This window comes from Paenibacillus sp. Negev47 (assembly GCF_058313655.1).
In genome coordinates this window covers 2,749,485-2,764,702 of the sequence record NZ_CM177754.1, presented here as the reverse complement: position 1 = coordinate 2,764,702, position 15,218 = coordinate 2,749,485, and the positions used below count along the sequence as shown (strand labels likewise).

At 47.7% G+C, this 15,218-nt stretch carries 11 protein-coding genes; 1 reads left to right on the top strand and 10 read right to left on the bottom strand.

Features of this window, described 5'->3' with window-relative positions; all coding sequences use genetic code 11:
- The 10 genes from AC4G47_RS12730 to AC4G47_RS12685 all read right to left on the bottom strand — a co-directional run bounded on the left by AC4G47_RS12730 (position 1) and on the right by AC4G47_RS12685 (position 13,663).
- Complete coding sequence (locus tag AC4G47_RS12730; protein WP_491106228.1) at positions 1–1,308, bottom strand: Zn-dependent hydrolase; 1,308 nt, start codon at positions 1,306–1,308, stop codon at positions 1–3.
- Complete coding sequence (gene allB / locus AC4G47_RS12725) at positions 1,305–2,708, bottom strand: allantoinase AllB (RefSeq protein WP_491106227.1); 1,404 nt, start codon at positions 2,706–2,708, stop codon at positions 1,305–1,307. The genes AC4G47_RS12730 and allB overlap by 4 nt, the downstream gene beginning before the upstream one ends.
- 42 nt (positions 2,709–2,750) lie before the next feature.
- On the bottom strand, positions 2,751–3,128 hold the full coding sequence (uraH, locus tag AC4G47_RS12720) for a hydroxyisourate hydrolase (RefSeq protein ID WP_458122793.1): 378 nt from the start codon (positions 3,126–3,128) through the stop codon (positions 2,751–2,753).
- Positions 3,128–4,633 (bottom strand): factor-independent urate hydroxylase, encoded by a 1,506-nt coding sequence (pucL, locus tag AC4G47_RS12715; protein WP_491106226.1) that lies wholly within the window; start codon positions 4,631–4,633, stop codon positions 3,128–3,130. The genes uraH and pucL overlap by 1 nt, the downstream gene beginning before the upstream one ends.
- Positions 4,634–4,872: 239 nt before the next feature.
- On the bottom strand, positions 4,873–6,495 hold the full coding sequence (locus tag AC4G47_RS12710) for a PucR family transcriptional regulator (protein WP_491106225.1): 1,623 nt from the start codon (positions 6,493–6,495) through the stop codon (positions 4,873–4,875).
- Positions 6,496–6,765: 270 nt separating this feature from the next.
- Positions 6,766–9,510 (bottom strand): CHASE3 domain-containing protein, encoded by a 2,745-nt coding sequence (locus AC4G47_RS12705; protein WP_491106224.1) that lies wholly within the window; start codon positions 9,508–9,510, stop codon positions 6,766–6,768.
- Positions 9,511–9,688: 178 nt separating this feature from the next.
- The gene (fumC, locus tag AC4G47_RS12700; RefSeq protein ID WP_482070054.1) at positions 9,689–11,077 is read right to left on the bottom strand and encodes a class II fumarate hydratase; all 1,389 of its coding nucleotides are present in this window, start codon (positions 11,075–11,077) and stop codon (positions 9,689–9,691) included.
- Positions 11,078–11,210: 133 nt separating this feature from the next.
- The gene (locus AC4G47_RS12695; protein WP_491106223.1) at positions 11,211–12,221 is read right to left on the bottom strand and encodes an aldose 1-epimerase; all 1,011 of its coding nucleotides are present in this window, start codon (positions 12,219–12,221) and stop codon (positions 11,211–11,213) included.
- A 179-nt stretch (positions 12,222–12,400) separates the two neighbouring features.
- The gene (locus AC4G47_RS12690) at positions 12,401–13,210 is read right to left on the bottom strand and encodes an MBL fold metallo-hydrolase (RefSeq protein ID WP_491106222.1); all 810 of its coding nucleotides are present in this window, start codon (positions 13,208–13,210) and stop codon (positions 12,401–12,403) included.
- 180 nt (positions 13,211–13,390) lie between these two features.
- Positions 13,391–13,663, bottom strand: a complete 273-nt coding sequence (locus tag AC4G47_RS12685) for a hypothetical protein (protein WP_458122800.1) — start codon at positions 13,661–13,663, stop codon at positions 13,391–13,393.
- 234 nt (positions 13,664–13,897) lie between these two features.
- On the opposite strand from AC4G47_RS12685, the gene AC4G47_RS12680 reads away from it, so the two are divergent.
- Positions 13,898–15,130 (top strand): aminopeptidase, encoded by a 1,233-nt coding sequence (locus AC4G47_RS12680; RefSeq protein WP_491106221.1) that lies wholly within the window; start codon positions 13,898–13,900, stop codon positions 15,128–15,130.
- The last annotated feature ends 88 nt before the right edge of the window (positions 15,131–15,218 follow it).

Genomic DNA, 15,218 nt, shown 5'->3' with positions numbered 1-15,218 from the left:
TCAACTCCCGTAACCATATTTATAGAGTAGCTGGACCAGAACTCGAAAACCGTGCATCAGGTCTGCTTCAGCTGTATATTCAAGTGGATTATGACTGATACCATCCTGGCTCGGCACAAAGATCATGGCTGTCGGACAAGTCGGCTGAAAAATCTGCGAATCATGCCCGGCACCGCTTGGCATGGGCCAGTAGGACAATTGCTCCTGCTCACAGATGTCCTGAATGTCCGAGATTATCTGCGCATTCATGGGAATGGGTGTGACAGATAGATGTTCTTCCCAGTCCAGTCCGAGCTGCAGCTCAGCTGCGATACGACTAAAAGCCTGAAGCATATCCTGCCAGCAGCGATCAATACTCTCCTGCCGGATATGACGGATATCCAGTGAAAACACCGCCTGGGCTGCAACCACGTTCCCAACACCCGGATCGGCCGTGATTCGCCCAACCGTGGCTACGAGCGGTTCTCCTGCATCCAATGCGATACCCCTTACCGCAGTAATCATCTCGGCTGCTCCGGCAAGTGCGTCTTTGCGCCAGGACATCGGCGTCGTTCCCGCGTGATTCGCTTCCCCGCTTACGGTAATACTGAACCGCTTCTGACCCACGATGTCGGATACGACTCCAATCGAATGCCCCAGTCGTTCCAGAACCTGACCTTGCTCAATATGAAGCTCAATAAAGGCACCATAATTTTTCGAAGCGGGCCTATATGCACTATCGGGTCCAAAGCCCGCATGACGGATCGCTTGTGCAAAGGTAATGCCGTCTTGATCCTTCAAATGCTCTACGTCTTCCAGAGTCGTCATTCCTGTTATACTGCGTGAACCCCAATACGCGAAAGGGAATCGACTTCCCTCTTCCTCACATAGGGATACCACTTGAAGAGTTCGTTTCGGTGCTCCAAAATGCTTCTGTAAATACTCCAATGCAAGGACTCCCGCCACCACACCGTAAGCACCATCATATTTACCACCATGCACCACAGTATCCATATGTGATCCGGTCACAATCGGTAATGCTTCAGCACCAGTCGTTGTTTCCTTGCTTTCGCCCTTCAATGTGCCATATAGATTGCCGGACTGGTCGAACTCGGGAGAGAGCCCTTTCTCCTGCATTTTGGCAGCAAGGGCTCCTTGTGCTTCACACCAAGCCGAATCATACAACAGTCGTGTGACGCCACCCTGTGCATCCGTACCATATGTCGACAGCCAGTCGAGCATGGCTTGCAGCTCCACCTGTTCCACATTAGGCAAAGGAATAGATGGATTATTCGTACCGGATGACCGGTATACTCCAGACTCTGTCATGGCGTCTCCTCCGTTCCCACCTCGATGGGACTAGAGGAGTGGACTCCGATGTGCCGCCCGATAGGTTCAGGAGATAGTCCGGATTCCGAGTTATATACCTTCTGCCCACGGCAGAATACGTCTGTAATGCGACAGTTAAATGTACGTCCCACATAGGGGCTCTGTTTATGCGTATAGAGCAGATCCTCCGTGCTCAGGGTTGTACTCTTCTCCCAGTCAATCAGGACCAGATCTGCATCCTTGCCGATCGCAATCTCTCCTTTATTCTCCAGACCAAGCCTTCTGGCAGGTTGCAAGGAGAGCACTCTTCCGAGCAACGGGAGGTCGATATTTCGCTGAAGATGTCCGTCCTCCAGCATGATCAACAATGTGCTTTGCGCTCCGGATATACCGCCCCAGATTTCAAAAAAGTTATCGGATTGTTTCATGGATGGCGGACATGGAGAATGGTCTGAAGCAATAACATCAATTAATCCTGACGTCAGTGCATCCCATAACTGCTCCTGTTCGGAAGAGCTGCGAAGAGGTGGCGCGCATTTCGCTACAGCACCCAATCGAACCACATCCTGATCGGTCAGTGTCAGATAGTGAGGGCATGTCTCCGAAGTGACGTCTTGCCCACGCCGTTTGGCTTCTGCAATCAAATCCAGCGCTTCCCGAGTGCTAATATGCACAAAATGCAGCGCACACCCGGTCTGTTTGCCATATTGCAATGCCTGGGCAACCGCGACAACTTCGGCTTCAACAGGACGCGACTGGACATAGTCCATCGGTTCCGTCTTTCCCGCCGCAATGCTTTTTGCGCCGAGTTCGGCAACCACGCCTTCGTCCTCTGCATGGAGTGCCAGCACTCGGTTTAATTTTGCAATTTCACGCATCCCGTCCAGCAGTGTAAGGTCATCTGCTCTCGCAAAGATGTCTTCCCCTTCGCCACCCGGCTCGGACATGAATGCCTTGAATCCGGCAGCACCCAACCCTGCCAGTGGAGCAAGTTCATCACGATTGCCGGGAACCAAGCCTCCCCAGAACGCATAATCGACATATGATTGGTCTGCGGCTGCTCTCATTTTCATCTCCCATGCTTCCGACCGTGTGGTTGGTGGTACGCCGTTAAGCGGCATATCGACATAGGTCGTGATTCCCCCTGCGGCAAGGGATGCCGATCCAGACCTGAATCCCTCCCAACTGGCGAGTCCGGGTTCATTGAAATGTACATGAATGTCCACTACACCCGGCATCACCGTAAGGCCTTCAGCTTCAATGATCCGAGTCGCTTCGCCAGCGGCGAGCTGCGTGGATATAGCTGTTATTTTCTCACCAGTAATGCCGATATCCAGTTCTTCTACGCGATCTTTCAGCACCACTCGGGCCCCCCGAATGATGGTATCAAATGTTGTCATATGGATGACCCTCCCCTGAATCAGAACCGGTTGAGTGCATGCTCAGCTTCCCCGGTATGTACTGTAACCTCCTGGAGCAATCAATAACGGAATATGGTAATGGCTTGTCGCATCAGATACGGCAAAACGAATCGGAACGACTGTCCACAGTGCCTGCCCCAACTCTTCCAATGAACGCTGTGCGTAATAACTCTCCACATGGAATTGAAGCTCATATATCACTTGCTCCAACTTGCCTCCATCCAGCAGCGGAGCATCCAAACGCCCATCCGCATTTGTCACCGACTCAGCAACTTTTATCTTGCTTTCCTGCTCTTCATCCCTCTTCAGGATATACAGTTCGATCCGAACACCCGCAGCTGGGACGCCTTTGGATGTATCCAGCACATGTGTTGTAATTCGTCCACCAGACATCGACATTAGACGTCACCTTCTTTCCCCGAGTCACGGCCGTCTGTTCCCAGATCATCCCTTGTCATCGAGAAACCCTGGAATCCATAAGGTGGCCTCGGCTCGGTAAACACTTTGCCTTCCCCCTCTTTCACTTCCTCCAGCACCGTCTCCCAGGTCCGGCTGTTGGATTCAAATGAAACCTCACTTAACTGCTCAAATCGAATTAACAATCTTCGTCCAATCTGATAGATCAGATGTTGAATGGAAGCGGATCGACACTCATGAAATACCGCAGCAGCCAAATCTCTGACCTGTTCCGCCGCTACATACCGTCCACGCTGATCATCGATGCCATCTCTCGGATCTTCATAACGCCAATTGATGTTCAGGAAAATAAATAACGGTCGATCCCTTGTCTCTGGAAGAGTGGTATATTCATCCTGCATAAATCCGGAAAATTCACTGCCTTTGACCTTGATCAGTCTCAGATCGGCTACACCACTGAAATGGTTGCTTAGTTCAATCAAGCCACTGGTTCGTTCTGCTTCCACGGCAGCTGTCGCGCGATCATTCTGCGAATAACGAAATACGAGCGTACTCGGTCGATAGCTTCCTTCCAACCCAATCGGTATATCTTCAAAAGGAATCTGGTCCGCTGTCATCTGAACCTTGGTCATCTGCGGATACGTCTCCAGAAAGCGCCGACTTACCAGTGCAAGAAATCCTTCCACCGTTGCCCCTGTGTATTCGGCTGCATGTGTGAGAATGAAGTTTTTCATCGAATCGGTTGCCACCACCAGCGAATTATCCCCTTCTGCAAAAGAAGGCAAGAATTCATCGCCCTGCACAGCGACCTTAATGTTCAATCCAAACAGAATATTACTGCGTCCCATAAACGGAGATTCCGGGATCGACTGTATACCCGTCAACGGTTTGGCATAGGAACGGTACAACCACACATCCCCTTTGCCGTAATACATCGTCCGCTGCTGCACTGCGGCTGGCTTGCTTACGAACTCATATTCATGGCCGATCTGTGCGAGCCACTGCTCCAAGCGAATGCCCGCAATCTTGAAAACTTCCTTCAATGCAGTCTCGAATTCTTCTTCCCTGCCTCGGCGATGACGTTGCCGCATGGACTCGAGGATGGAGCTTGCGGTATGACCTTTTACGGCCAATATGAAAGGAAAGCCGAATTGGCTTGTATATGCTTTGTTTAATTGTTGAAGTTCGTTGTATTGTTCCTGTGAAAGTGAATCCAGCCCTGCACCAGCTTGTTCCTGCACGGAATTGGTGCTCATGCTGATTCGCGCCCCAAGATCAGGATGATTTCGTAGCAGTTGCAATTTCACCAGGTCATCCGATGCCTGAACCACACTCGTCATCACATGCAACATCTGTTCAAATGAATCGAAAGGTCGTGAAAGCCCGGTACGCTCAGCTACCCACGGTGATTCCTCGAATAACCCGCCAAACGTATGCACGAACTGTGTGATAGACCAGTTGTTAACAAGTTTAATGATGTCGCTCATGTTAGAACCTCCGGTCTGTTGTAGATTATTGTTCTTCATTTTAAGTGTCGTTCAATGTCGCGACAACAATATTTACGCAATTTTGTAATATAACATAACATCATAGTTGCGATTTGTTTGCTGTGCACGGCAAGGACATCTTTCGTTATCCTCAAACATAAAGAAACCGCACTCCATCAAGGGAATGCGGTTCTTGGGTGTCTGACTCGGTAGCATTGTGATGTTGCACAATGTACGGTCTAGAGTTGGACATTTTGCGGTCTGGCAGCGGCTTTGTCCCGAACAAACTTGCGAAAGGTGAATACCAGCTTCAACTTAAGCAGATCATTCGTCTTCTTAAAGTCCATTTGCAGCAAGCTGCCGACTTTCTCCATGCGATAGGTAACGGTGTTCCGATGTACAAACAGCTGCTTGGCAGCTTCATTGATCAGTCCGTCATTCTCGATAAAGGACTCCAGCGTATTCATCAAAACCTGATTGGGATCACCGTCCCTGGCAAGTAACGGTTCGAGCACTTTATTGCAGTAGTTCTCCATGATGTTATCTGGTACGTGTTGGAACACGTAGGCAAATTCGAGCATTTCAAATTGCAGCGCACGATCTTTCATGCCGAATCGGCGAGCCAGTTGTCGTGTATCCAGGCACTCCTGGTACGCTTCACGGAGCGACTTGGGCTCATGTTTCATTTTGCTGATCCAGAAACGCGGAGCTGGTGCTCCTTTCGCTTCTTGCGCTGCCAGAACATCACCGAACCGACTCAACAGAAAACTTGACAGCTCCTCTCCATAATCTCGCCCTGTCGGACAGGTGTAGATGGACAGAATGCCATCCTCGATCTGGAAATGCTGTGAAGCCGTGAATTGCATCAGCGGATTGTATTGCAACTCGCGATGAATCTGTTTAAGCAGCTTTCCCTCGGCAAACACAGTGGGTTCAAGCGTGATCAGCACACACTGATAGGTTCCCTGGAACAGATGGACACCTTTGTTCTCACTCATAGTGGTTAATTCCTGAACGGTCATTTTGTTATCCAAATACTGTGTAAGCAGTGTGCGCATCTCATCCTGCACGGTCGGATTAATGTGCTCACGATAGGTCATATCCATATAGAAAGCCAGTACATCGGCAGCCTGCTGAAACAACTCTTCTTCTGCTCGAAGCGACAGGGCTGAATCCGTAAACACAAGCAACGATCCGTATTCTTCATCATTTTGCTTAATCGGTACGCGGTGACAGCTTCCTTGATTCCATTTCACGCGATGCATGACGGATTTCCAAGGCCAACCCTGAGTTACCGCATCCCCTGCAATACCTTCACTGCCATAGAGCACATGTCCACGAGAACCAATGACTGCAAGCGGATAGTTCAACACTGTGGCTAGTTCGGCAAACACATTCCGGTGTGGCTGCTGTTGCAGCGCAAACTGCATTAATTTCTTCTGCTTCTGCACGACCTCATGCAGCAATCGGTTACTGCGTTCATGTTCAGCCTTGAACAAGGCATTCATCTGGTCGGAGAAGGTGAATTGAAAGGGAAGTTCAAGGAGCGGCAACCGAAGTCGATCGGCTTCCTCGACAATACCTTGGGGAATGGACTGCCAGAAGCGTCCCAACTTGATGCCGAGTCCTGCACAGCCGCGTTCATTCAAGCGTCGCATCAAACGTAATGCATCCGTCTCACTGTCTTTCATAATAAAAGCGGTGGTGAACAGCATTTCTCCGGATTTGATCCAATCCGCGATATCAGGAGCGTCCATGACATTAACGGATTTCATCATCCGTGAAGTCCCTTCTCCACCCGCAACCAGTTTGGCCTCTGACAACGGGTATACCTGTAAAGCCTCTTTAACCGTAAGTTGCATGGACACTACCTCCCATATATATAACACAATATCGTGTTATTGTCGTTTCCGCAGACTTAATTCTGTATTATATTTCTAATTAAATCTATATTCAGCCATTTCACTTTGTTGATTGTTAAGTATTATAACATCAAATTCCGGAATAAAGCTTACACGACAAAAAAATAAAACCTATGACTTAATCACAGCACACACTCCTGTAATCGGCATAGGTTTTATTATTAATTTATTCCGTAGTATCAGTGTAAATAATTTTTAGTTCAACTACGATCAGATCTCCAATGTTTCGTGATTTATCCATAGTTTCATACGAGATAATACTTCTTTGATATTCAGCGGTTTGCTGAGATAGTCCGAAGCGCCCGCAGCAATACATTTCTCCCGATCCTCTTTCATGGCCTTGGCTGTCAGCGCAATAATCGGAAGCTGGGTCATGCCAAGTCGTTCTCGGATCTGGCGAGTGGTCTCATAGCCATCCAGTTCCGGCATCATGATATCCATCATGATGAGATCAGGCGTTACTTCTCCGCGCTCCAACAGTTCCAGACACTCGTATCCGTTCTGAGCTGAAATGACATTCATGTCGTATTGCTCAAGAGCATTAGCTAATGCGTATACATTACGTATATCATCATCAACGACAAGCACTTGTCGTCCGCTGAGCAACGCTTCTTCCAGAGGTGTTAATAACTTATCCGATGGAGCTGTGGTCAATGAAGGAAGTTTGTTGATCTCGGGGATGGTGCTAGCCACCTCATTCAGGAACAACCGGGATGTGTGCATGGTCTCAGGCTCATCCATTCTCAGTGGCAGGAACAGCGTGAATACGCTGCCATACCCTTCACGGCTTGTTGCTGAGATAGAACCCCCCAGCAGAGTCGCAAGCGATTGAGAGATGGACAAGCCAAGTCCTGTCCCCCCGTATTTACGAGCCGTAGCTCCGTCCGCCTGCTTGAAGGCATCGAAGATCTGCAGGAGTTTGTCATCCGCAATCCCGATACCTGTATCACTGACGGAGAAAGCAATCACATCTGTCTCTTGGCCTTTGGCTTCCGAATGAGCCAGACTCATGCTGGAGATCGTTAAGGCAACTTCACCCTCACTGGTGAACTTGAATGCGTTGGAGAGCAGATTTCGAAGAATCTGGTGCAATCTCATCTCATCAGTCACGATCGTTTCCGGCAAAGGACTTTGGAGCTGAATTCGGAAATCTATTCTTTTCTGCTCCGCTGTTTTCAGGAAATACTGATTCATGACTTCAGGCAGACTGCCCAGATAGACATCATCGAAATCCACTTCCATCTGTCCGGCTTCCACCTTGGATAGATCCAGAATATCATTGATCAGATTCAGCAGGTCTTTACCTGACTTGTGAATGACTGAAGCGTAGTTCTGCTCTTCACTATTCAGGTTTTGATTTTTATTTTCAGACAATATTTCGGATAAAATCAACATGCTGTTAAGCGGAGTCCGCAGTTCATGGGACATGTTGGCCAAGAATTCGGATTTGTACCCCGAACTAGTGCGTAGCTGATCTGCTACAACCGAGAGTTCATTGGCTGAGGTCTCTGCAGCATTCTTCTGTATTTCCAGGCGATCATTAAGCATATGAAGCTCTTCGGTCTGCATTTGCAGCTCCTCCGTCTGAGACAGCATCTCTTCGGTCTGAGCCTGAAGTTTCTCCGATTGTGCCTGTAATTCTTCATTCAGAACTTGTGACTCATCATACAAATGCTGTAACTCCATACGAGTGACGGTGGAGTGTAGTGAAACACCAAAAATCTCCGTCAGTTCTTGCATCAACTTCATGTCTTTCTCTTGCAGCGGATTCATTGAAGCGAGTTCGATTACCGCTATTGTTCTGCCTTCGAACAGGACCGGTACTACGGTAAGTGATGTGGCAGATGCATGTCCAAGGCCAGATGAGATTCGGATATAGTTTTGAGGCAGATCATTCATGCGCAAGACTCGCTTCTCGACAGCACTTTGTCCGACAAGTCCCTCACCCGGGACAAGCGACACTTTACCGAGCGAACGTTCTTTCTCTCCATCCGCAGCATATGCAGCTACGCGTAGCAGTCGATTGTCTTTCCAGTAATATAGGACGCTATAAGGCACTTCAAACTGGATGGCAAGTTCGTTCAGGAACAAGCGTGACAGTCCCTCCAGATTGGTCGGGTTCTGCAAGAGCGTAGCAATTCCCGTAATCTGATCCTTGATCCGATTCTGTTCCTGCACTTCATCCAGCAATTTGTTGGTTTCATGCCCCAGATCACCCACTTCATCATGGGTTCGCACCTGAATTCTCTGCTTCAGGTTTCCACCTTTGGAAATATCGCTGATCGTTTGCATAACATCTCGTAACGTTTTGACAATATTGCCTGAAATTACGAACGCAGCGGTGATTGATAATGCTGCAATTATCCCCCATAACGTATACATAATCGTCAGCAGTGTGGAACTTCGTCTGGCAAGATCGGTTACTCTTGCTTCCGTCAGAGCAATTTCTGTGTTACGGAAGGTTGTAAGCTGGGATCTCAGCAGATCGATTTCCGTTTTACCCGGGTCAGATTGGAAGAACGCAAGGACCTCCGCTTGATCACCTTGCTTTTTTAAGTTCACCGACGGTTCCCCAGCGATCTCAATCCAGCGGGTAATATGTGCTTTGATATTCTCCAGACTCTGCTGCTGTGAAGGATTGTCACTAATGAGAACATTCAACTGATCATAGTTGGAATTCCACTGGGAGAGGCCTTGGGAATAAGGCTCCAGGTAACTTTCATTGCCTGTAATCATGAATCCACGCTGTCCTGTTTCCATGTTCAAGACATTTTTTTCAATCGCGTTGGTCAGATTATGTACTTCCAGATCATGATGGCTGATAAAATCATTTTCCTTCTGCAAGACATTAATTTGGGCCGTAAGAACCAGCAAGACAGCACCAAATAAAACCACAACAACAAGATAGCCCAAGAGAATTTTGGAGCGTATCGTAAATCTTCTCGTTTTTGACAACGCGGAAACCTCCAAATATATACGAATCCTATACAATCTCAGTACAACTGTTGCATATGTAGTTTATATGTATACGTATAGTCTGACAAGCTTTAAGTTCATCGATTTGCATTAGAAAAACGACCTGCTTCTGCAGGTCGTCTTCTTCAATGATTTTCACTTCTCATTTAGGCTGATTTCAGGCCTTTGGAGCGATCATTTTGGCTGGATCGACATACTGATCAAATTGCTCTTCGGTAAGCAGGCCCGTTTGTAATGTCGCCTGTTTCAAGGACAATCCTTCTTTATGCGCAAGCTTCGCGATTTTGGCTGCATTCTCATAACCAATATGCGGATTGAGCGCTGTAACCAGCATAAGCGAATTGTTCAGATTATGTTCAATCTGATCCAGGTTAGGCTCGATGCCTACCGCACACTTGTCATTAAACGCAATAATGGAGTCCGCCAGCAGTTGCACGGATTGCAGGAAATTATAGATGATAACCGGTTTGAATACATTCAGTTCAAAATTACCCTGGCTTGCCGCGAAACCTATCGCTGCATCATTCCCCATGACCTGCGTCACCACCATGGTGATTGCTTCGCTCTGAGTTGGGTTGACTTTACCTGGCATAATGGAGCTGCCTGGCTCATTCTCCGGAATCCGGATCTCTCCCAATCCACTGCGGGGACCACTGGCTAACCAGCGTACGTCATTGGCGATTTTCATCAAATCTGCTGCAAGCGCTTTAACGGCACCGTGCGCATACACAACTTCATCATGACTTGTAAGTGCGTGGAATTTGTTTGGTGCAGATACGAAATCTTTACCTGTATGCTTGCCAATCTCCTTGGCAGTGAAATCCCCAAAGTCAGGATGTGCATTGATTCCGGTTCCGACAGCTGTACCTCCGATAGCAAGCTCCTTCAGGTACTGCACACTTTCACGAATCATGCGCTCACTCTTGCCCAGCATAGCTTCCCAACCACTAATCTCCTGACCCAGCGTAATCGGCGTAGCATCCTGAAGGTGAGTACGTCCAATTTTGATAATATCCTTGAATGCTTCCGACTTGTCTGCAAAAGTGGCTTTCAATACCGCAATGGCCGGCAAGAGTTGATCTTCAACGGCCAGAACACCTGCGACATGCAGCGCCGTTGGGAATGTGTCGTTAGAGCTCTGGGACATGTTCACGTCATCATTTGGATGCAAGCGCTCTTCCTTGCCCTTCTGCTCCAGCAGTTGGTTACCCAGATTAGCAATGACTTCGTTCACATTCATATTGGATTGCGTTCCGCTACCGGTCTGCCACACAACCAGTGGGAAATGGTCATCAATTCGACCTGCAATAATCTCGTCTGCTGCATAAGCGATTGCATCTGATTTGGCCGCAGATAATTTACCTAATTTATGGTTACTGGCCGCAGCACTTTTTTTCAAAATGGCAAGGGCACGTATAACTTCCATCGGCATATGTTCACGGCCAATCGGAAAGTTCTCCTTACTGCGCTGCGTCTGAGCTCCCCACAGCCTGTCGGCTGGTACTTTCATTTCGCCTAACGTATCTCTCTCAATGCGGTATTCCACTTGCTTGTCCTCCTCCAAAAAAATGGTTTGGGTCTCTACAAAGCTTGTGTATCTCGTCATATTATACATGATTTACGAGCAGGTTTTCACCTTTTCGACAAAATTGTAAGCGCAACGCAAAACGAGCGTGAATTTATTTTTGTGACGTAATTGGGTACAGTCGGCTTGTCTGTTCGAACAGTTCGCCTGGCTCCAGACCAATCAAACCGATTTCTTCTGCCGGGATGCCTTCAACATTCGGGGCATTAACCAGGTTCATCTGAGGTTCTGGACAGAAGAAGTCGCCACCCATGTTATTGTTCCAGATCATCCAGTGCTTGTAAGATGTACCCACATCATATATAAGTTTGTCACCAGTACGATGATCCGTAAGTTCCATATAGTTACGTCCATTCTGAGGCTCTGCCGTGTAATGATTATCCATGGCCGCAAAGAACGGACTAACCCCGTTTTTCTTCAACTGTTCTTCTTCTGGTGAAAGCGGTTGAAATTGTCCTGTTGGCAGGGAACGCTCATTCAATTCACGACGTTGTCCAATCGTAATTTTGGCCGTGTAATCCGAGGATTGGCTGTCCGGTGCAAAGGGTACAGCGATCGCGGTGTGGAATGCAAACAGATTAGGCATGTATTCCTTGCCGTTATTACGAACGATCAATTGCTGCTGAAGTCCTTGGCTACTCAAAGAGTACCGAAGCGTTACCGTGAACGTAAATGGCAGGTACTGATGGAATGTATGTCCTTCCTTCACGTCCTGGCTAAGCAGCACATAACTCTCCAGCTGGTCTGATCCATATCCCTCGACCTTCCACTCGGCATCATGTAAGAATCCATGCAGATGGTTGCCTGTAGCGGGTTCGTTCACTGGCAATTGATAGACTTTACCATTCCAAGGAAAACGTCCATCTTCGTAACGGTTCGGTGGAGAAAGAATCGGAATTCCATAGACCGCAGGTGCAGCCATAAACTCATCCATTTGATCCTGATCCGGCTCTCTCAAGTAACGAAATCCCTTTTCTGTATCACGGAAAGCGACGAGGTTGGCACCCACGCTTGGAATAACTGCCGCTTCAAATTGATTAAAACGAAGCCAAACGGCCGGAATCCCTCCAAATTGTTCTTCAAATGCTGCATTTTGCTGTGTCATCGTTATATGTACCTCCTGCATACTAAGGTTATATTATACGGCTCGACTATATCATGCCCGCGCACAAAATACCAATCTATGATAGAGAACAAATTCATGATAGAAACACAAAAAAGGCAGAAAAAAGACAGCTGCATTCCGCTGCGGCTGTCTCTGGTGCCATTCATATCAGGGTTCAATCAATCCACATATTTGCCGTGATCCGGGACAGTGCTCTCTTCAAAGTCCAGATCAAGCTGCTTCAGGGATTCACTCAGCATATCTCCGCTTAAAGCATGCCCATGCCCGGTAATCACAAGTTTCGGCTCGAGATGCCTGATATGCTGAACCGATTGATGAGCAGCCTGCCAATCGGTGGTGAAATAGGACGGTGGGCCATGCAACTGTTTGTCCTGAAGCAACACACTCCACAGCGATTCCTGCTTCACTGTGATGATCGCGTCTCCCGCAATCAGCAAACGATCCGCTTCCCGAAAAAGCGACACATGTCCAGGGGTATGACCTGGCGTATGAACCCATTCCCATCCTGATAAGCCAGGGACAGAATGATCTTTGGGTAAACTGAATATCCGATCATCCAGGTTGATTGCCTCATTGGGATAAGCGAATGACAACCTGGACATTAGACCTCCACCTACAGAAGGGTCCGCTGGCGGGTAATCTTTTAACCCCGTTAAATACGGAATTTCAAGCGGGTGAGCATACACAGGCACACCCCAGAATTGTTCCAGTTCAATAACGGTTCCTACATGGTCGAAGTGACCGTGTGTCAAAATAATTGCAGACGGTGGACCTTGAAAACGTTCTGCTGCAACCTGAACAATATGATCAGTGAATTTCGCCATTCCGGTGTCCACGAGGACCCAGTTCCTGCTTCCTGGCTCTCCGATGAACACGACATTAACGAATAGTGTGCGCAGACTTAGGATATCGGGCGCGACTTCTTCAAGCCCCGTCAACCCTTCTGTAATCAGATTGTCAGATGCCATTCACGGTTACCTCCCATTAGGCGGATTGTCTCTCTGGTTCCATTCATCTCGTAGACTTCCCTTTTTTGGATCATCTATTCAATATTTCCAATAAAATAGACGGTATACACCCTGTTTCGGGCATACACCGTCTAGTATAGTCATCGACACGACACAATAGAACAAGAACATCTCGGCCTGTTAGGCCGGATATGCCTCCAAGGCAGCATCGAGCAACTGATTGTACAAGTCGTCATCATTCTCAAGCAGCTCGTCCATACGCAGCAGTTCATCTTCATCTCCGGATTGTTCCGTGAAATGCAAGCTATAGTCCCAATCTTTTCCGTTCTTGCTCATGAAGGTAATCTCATACACAGACTTTCCACCTTCTGTACGGAAAACGGTATTCCCCACGAAACTTTTTTCATCTTCACGGCGCATTTCAGCACTTATAATCTCAATATTCACAATCATTCTCTCCTTTAATCTCTCATCTACAGTGGTTCTCCAACATTTTTGGTAAACCTAGTTTGGTAATTATTATTGGTTAATTGTACAATATATATCGTAGCAACGTATACCTTATTCAATGAAGGAACCCTTCTGATTCCTTACATAGTTGTAATGAGGATTATAATACGTGTTTGAACAACATCTATATTAGCCAACAAGCTACGATATTATTATCACATTGGAGGAAAAAATAGCATGAATACTTTCGAAACGAATCTGCAGCAATATGCTGAACTGGCTGTTCAAGTCGGTGTCAATGTCCACCCTGGACAGACGCTCGTGGTTAACGCTCCAATCTCGGCAGCGCATTTTGTACGACTAATCGTCAAAGCAGCTTACGGTAAAGGGGCCAAATTGGTTAAAGTAAACTGGAGCGATGAATCCGTTACCCGTCTTCATTACGATCTTGCCCCTGATGAAGCTTTCTCCATTGAACCGAAATGGTTTGCAGCTGAAATGACTGAACTCGTTGAAGAAGGCGCCGCAGTACTGCACGTCATCGCTGAGAATCCGGATCTGCTGAACGGTGTTGCTCAGGAACGGATCATTACTAGCCAGAAAGTGCGCGGCAAAGCGCTTGAAAAATATCGTTCTTATCAGATGGCTGACAAATTCAGCTGGTCTATCGTTGCTGTTCCTTCTCCTGAATGGGCAGCTAAAGTGTTCCCGGATCTGCCGGAAGCACAACAAGTGGATCGCCTGTGGGATGTCATTTTCAAAACAGTACGGATCGGTGAGCAGGATGCTGTTGCCGAATGGAAAACTCATTTGCAAAACCTGGATTCCCGCGCTGATCTGCTGAACAATAAGAAATACAAAAAGCTCCACTATACAGCTCCAGGCACAGACCTGACCATTGAACTTCCAGAAGGGCATATCTGGGTATCCGGTGGAAGTGTGAATGAGCAAGGACATGTCTTTATTGCCAATATGCCTACCGAAGAAGTATTCACAGCTCCACTGAAAACCGGTGTTAACGGCACAGTGCGCAGCACGAAACCACTGAGCTACGGCGGTAACCTGATGGATGGATTCTCCCTTACATTTGAGAACGGTCGAATCGTAGATTACACCGCTGAGGAGGGACTGGATGCACTCAAAAACCTGATCGAGATGGATGAAGGTGCACACTATCTGGGGGAAGTAGCCCTCGTTCCACATCAATCACCAATTTCCGATACGAATATTTTGTTCTACAATACCCTGTTTGACGAAAATGCCTCCAACCATTTGGCTATCGGTAATGCCTATGCCTTCTGTCTGGAAGGTGGTAAAACGATGTCCAAAGAAGAGTTGATTGAACGTGGCATGAACTCTAGTCTTACTCATGTAGACTTCATGATTGGATCTGGAGAAATGAACATCCACGGCGTGACTTCCGAAGGCGCGGAAGAGCCGATCTTCCTGCAAGGAAACTGGGCATTTTAAAACGGTTTAACGTGATTAGGAGAGAGGAGTTTACTCCTCTCTTTTCCTGTGTCAACAGATCGAATTTTCAATCATTGGAGGGAATCTC